This is a genomic window from Patescibacteria group bacterium (assembly GCA_041653535.1).
Classification (GTDB): Bacteria; Patescibacteriota; Patescibacteriia; order JACRDY01; family JACRDY01; genus JBAZFH01.
On the sequence record JBAZFH010000016.1, the window covers coordinates 1 to 4362 of the forward strand.

The 4362-nt window shown below is 39.8% G+C and carries 3 protein-coding genes; all 3 read right to left on the reverse strand.

The window, feature by feature from the left end; translation table 11 throughout:
* Positions 1-162: 162 nt before the first annotated feature.
* The 3 genes from WC310_05800 to WC310_05810 are packed head-to-tail and all read right to left on the reverse strand — an operon-like array spanning position 163 to position 4337.
* A complete protein-coding gene (locus tag WC310_05800; GenBank protein ID MFA5359295.1) occupies positions 163-912 on the reverse strand; it encodes a hypothetical protein in 750 nt (249 codons plus the stop codon).
* A 12-nt stretch (positions 913-924) separates the two neighbouring features.
* The gene (locus WC310_05805; protein ID MFA5359296.1) at positions 925-1602 is read right to left on the reverse strand and encodes a hypothetical protein; all 678 of its coding nucleotides are present in this window, start codon (positions 1600-1602) and stop codon (positions 925-927) included.
* Positions 1602-4337, reverse strand: coding sequence for a hypothetical protein (locus WC310_05810; protein MFA5359297.1), 2736 nt, complete (start codon positions 4335-4337; stop codon positions 1602-1604). The genes WC310_05805 and WC310_05810 overlap by 1 nt, the downstream gene beginning before the upstream one ends.
* Positions 4338-4362 lie beyond the last annotated feature (25 nt).

The window sequence follows — 4362 nt, forward strand, 5'->3', positions numbered from 1 at the left end:
GGGCATCCCTGAAAACCACATAATCTTTTATGGCAAAATCAATCTTGTCCGGGGAATAAATAGTGGCCGTTATTTTTGAATCCCCCATGTGTTCCGATAAAAATTCAAAAGCCTTTAGTTCGCCGAAAGCAGTCCCGTCTTTATGGTAAATGGTTAGAGTCATCATGTAATATAATCTATAATAACAAAACCTCTATTATAAGAAGTAGAACTAAAATATGTATTATCAAAACTTCCAGAATTTACCCTCATTAAATTAACGTTGATTGATCCCCAAAACGAAACAGATCCATCTGGGGTAGTTCCGGTCAAATTATCAATGCTGTTCAATGGATAATAAGACATATCAGCATCATCCCTTACTATGGCCTGTATATTTCTTATTTTTTTAAAATCAGCAACTCCATGCGCCACAATTATAAACGGGCTTGCATCCATATCCCAGTCGCCGATACTTATAATCTTACGTTTTAAACCACCGTTATATGCCGCAATTTGTGCATCGCACACCGTAGCGCTTATCAATTGACGGCCAGTTGGGGTCAAGGAAGTTACGTGAAGGGTAGGTAACGCTACAAAAACCTTTTCCCCTTCGATGAGTTCCAACCCGTCCAAATGTACAACCTCTGCGTCCAAAGCAGAATCCAGTTGGACTTCGTTTACCAAGTCCGCCAAGTCATCGAACTCCACCTTCCTTACCGGGTGGTTATTGCTCGAAGCCGCACTATTAAGGTAAGGTAATTGATCGAACGACCATATCCTTGATATAGTTTCCGAAGTACCTGTATTTTTATGCGGGACTTCCGTGTCGATAGCGCACCCCATTGCTTGCATAAAAGCAATACGTTCGGCAGGGGTTACCCCTGGATCATTTGGTACGTAAACAATTATAGGTGTTGAAAAAGTTGCCATAATTTATTTTTTTTAATATCCAAAAATTTTACCGTTGTAACCAAAAATTTTACCGTTGTACCCAAACAACTTGTTTGACCTTGTTTCAATATAAGCACCGTCGAATACAGATGGCAGTATTATCACAAAATTAGCATTTTTATTGTCATTAAAAGATTCCGTTGCCCCCAACACGCTCGTCCCGTCCGAAAAATAAAAATCAGCCGATACCCCATCTTCTACTATACAGGTAATCCCTGTCGACGAAGAAATATCTTGGCCAAAACAGATACCGTTCGGGGCCACAAATGTCATTTCAAATTCGATATATGTGGTATATTCCACGTATTTTGCATTTTTTATTTCGTGTTTGGAATAATAACCCCTGAACCCTTCTTTTTTGAAAGTGTCAAAATAGCAAAATTGCTCTTCTGAAAATAAATATTTAAGAAAATTTTTTACATTGGACTTTGCTTCCGATGTAAGCGTTTTTATGGCAGCAAAGGTTATTTTAATCTGCCTTTCCTTAAAAGTAACTACGTCTGGTAGAAAAACATCCAACCCTTGTTCTTCTGCCCAATCCCTTGAAAATGGCTCTTTGGCATCGGGCAACCCATCCAATCCTTCCGTTTTTGAAACGTATATCCCATAGGTATTGAAAATATCCACCGCAACATCAGTCCCAAGTTGTATATAATAATTGTTTATCATTATGCTACTTTTAATGTTTTAGTACCCCTCGACACGGCTTCTAATAGATCGGCGGTCCTGCCGGTATTGTCCCTTATCGCCGCCAGATGGGCTAATTGTTGGTTGGCCAATGCTTGTGCGCCCAGCGCATTTGCCACTAATTGTTGCAAATATCCGGTATTTAAAATTACCTGATATCGGATTGTGTTTAGGTAGGCTGCAATTATATTGGCCGTATCTTCAGTAATAGATTGGATACCTTTGCTTAATCCACCGGATTCGTCACCGGTCCATAAGTCGAGGCCGTATGTCTTAAACGCTTCTTTAAGCTTGTCCATTTCTGCTTGCGAATTGGTGATTATACTATCAATACCAGTATTATCGTACCATTCGCCGACTATTTTAGCCCAATCAATTTTTTCTGGATCTACCGATGCGTCGGTATTTATCGTCCCATCTTCATTTACCGTCCATCCAAGTGCCGCATATAGTTCTTTTTGTAGCTTGGCAAAAGCCGGTGCCAATAGGGTGGATTTTATCATTTGCTCCAACATAGCCTCCACTGTACCCTCTACGCTGTTCTTAAATGTATCGGCAGCATTAGCTCCATTAATATATCCATCCACGATAGCATCCATCCAATCCGAACCGAGGTTGCCAACCAAATCTTCCATTGCTGAATTCACTTGGTCTATGGCTTCCGTTGCGGCATCTTTATATTCGCCCCATTGGTCAACCATCGCCTTGGTCTGCTCATCGAGTAAGTCATAATTGGCTAAAGCTTTTTGGTATTGCTCGTCTGAAAATATATCTATTTCATCCACACCTAAAACCGAAGCTAATGAGGAATATGTCGATTTTGTCTTTTTCCACCATAAAGCACCGGTCGTGGAAGTACCTGTTTGTATCTTAGCCTCGTTGTTTAAAGCGTCCTGCAAAGACATATCTTCTGTCTTTGTAGTCCCTTTTCTGCTGCTAAAAAACAACCAATCTTTCCAATTTTTTTCGGTCTTGGTTATTTTTACGGTACTATTGACCAACCCGTCTATCGCATCTTTATATGCCGCAGCCCCGGAAATAGCTTCCGAATACGGATTGGCCACTCCAAATACATCGTTTTGTATTTCAGTTAAATTACCAAGGGCATCGGTTACATATTTTGTGTTCAATATGACCGAATTTGCCCACATTTCATAGTTGGTCGCTGATTTATTTTGTGCAATGCTCAATTGTTCGATGGCTTCGGCATGTTTTTGTTGTTGGTCTATGTTTTGGCTTACCTGCCTTACCACTTGTCCCACGGTCGCTATTATCCCAGATACCTTATCTTTGCTAAAAGCACTTGCCACATCTACCACTCCCTTTAGTTCAGTTCCGAGCATGGACAAGGATTTTCCTAATTTGGCCACCTTTTCGTCAGTATCGTCAGATAATGAATCTCCCAACTCAACCATGCTTTCTGCCGCGGAACTGGCATAAGTAGCAAATTCATCAAATATCTCTAAATTTACTATTTTTTTGTTACTTCCGGTCAGGATTCCTAATTTGACCAACAACTCATCTACCGTCAGTCCCAAAGCGTCCAAAGCTGCTTTAGTTTCTGGGCTTAAATTAACAGTAGTCATACTGTTTAGCACTTCTTTTATTTTAAGCAACTGGGATAGATTGGCGCTATTTATATCCTTGAAAATATCCAATAACCCAGCCGAAGATAATTGTTCTTCTGTATATTGAGTGGCTAAAGCGGCAAGTTTTTCTTCCGCATTGGCTTTTAACCTTTTCTTCTCTTCGTTATAATATCCGATCGCTAAGTCCCTTTTTACCTTAAACTCAGCAATATCTTCTTTTTTGGTCAACCTGGCACCCTCGGCATCGAACTCAGCGATCTTGGCTTCAATTTCTTTCAATGCTTTATCGTAGGATGAAACTATTTCGGTTACCGATAAATCAATTCCAGCCCCAAATGGATTAATGGATTTAAAATCTATATTTTCGTACATTTTTTTCAATGCTATCTTTACAGATTCTTGTTCCAATACATTTTCTTTGTCAATGTCCGCAATGGTACTGTTTATCCCGGCAATAAAACTATCGGCAAGCTCAATACCGGCTTTATTGCCTACATCGCTTGCTTTTTTTCTTATATCTTCCCCGATTGTTTTTAAGTTTTCAAGTGCCTTACGCCAAGGCTCGTCGGTGTACGATTCCATAGCTTTAGCGTATTCTTGTTTCCCGCCAAAAACCTCAGACATGTCATTCGGGATGTTGTATTCAAGTCCAGTCCCAGTGGTCAGCCCTTCGAGTTGCAGATAAAACTTTCGGACTTCCTCCATTAGTTTTAACTGGTTTTTAAGCTTGTCCACATCGAGTGAGAACGGGTTTTTGTCAGAACCGGATTTTTTGTTTTCTAAATCAACATTCCAATATTTTAGTATAGCTTTATAATAAGTAAGTTGTTCTGAAAGCGTTTTCTTTTCGTCCAATAGCGACTTATTTGTCAATACCTCCGTAGAGCCTTTTTCTTTGGCCAATTTTATTAACTTATTTTCTAAATCTACATTATCGCTGGAGTAGTATTTTAAACTCTTATCAGCTTCCTCCCATGCCGATTTTATGTCATCAAGATATTTTTGATAATCATTTTGTCCATAACCGGCATCTACCGAAGCTGGATTTAATCCACCCATTCCCGGAGCTTCCCAGTTTATTCCAGTATCAGTCAACCCCCATTTAGTTCCACTTATTTCTTTGGTCATTTTTTGCCATTGGGCTGGGATGAAT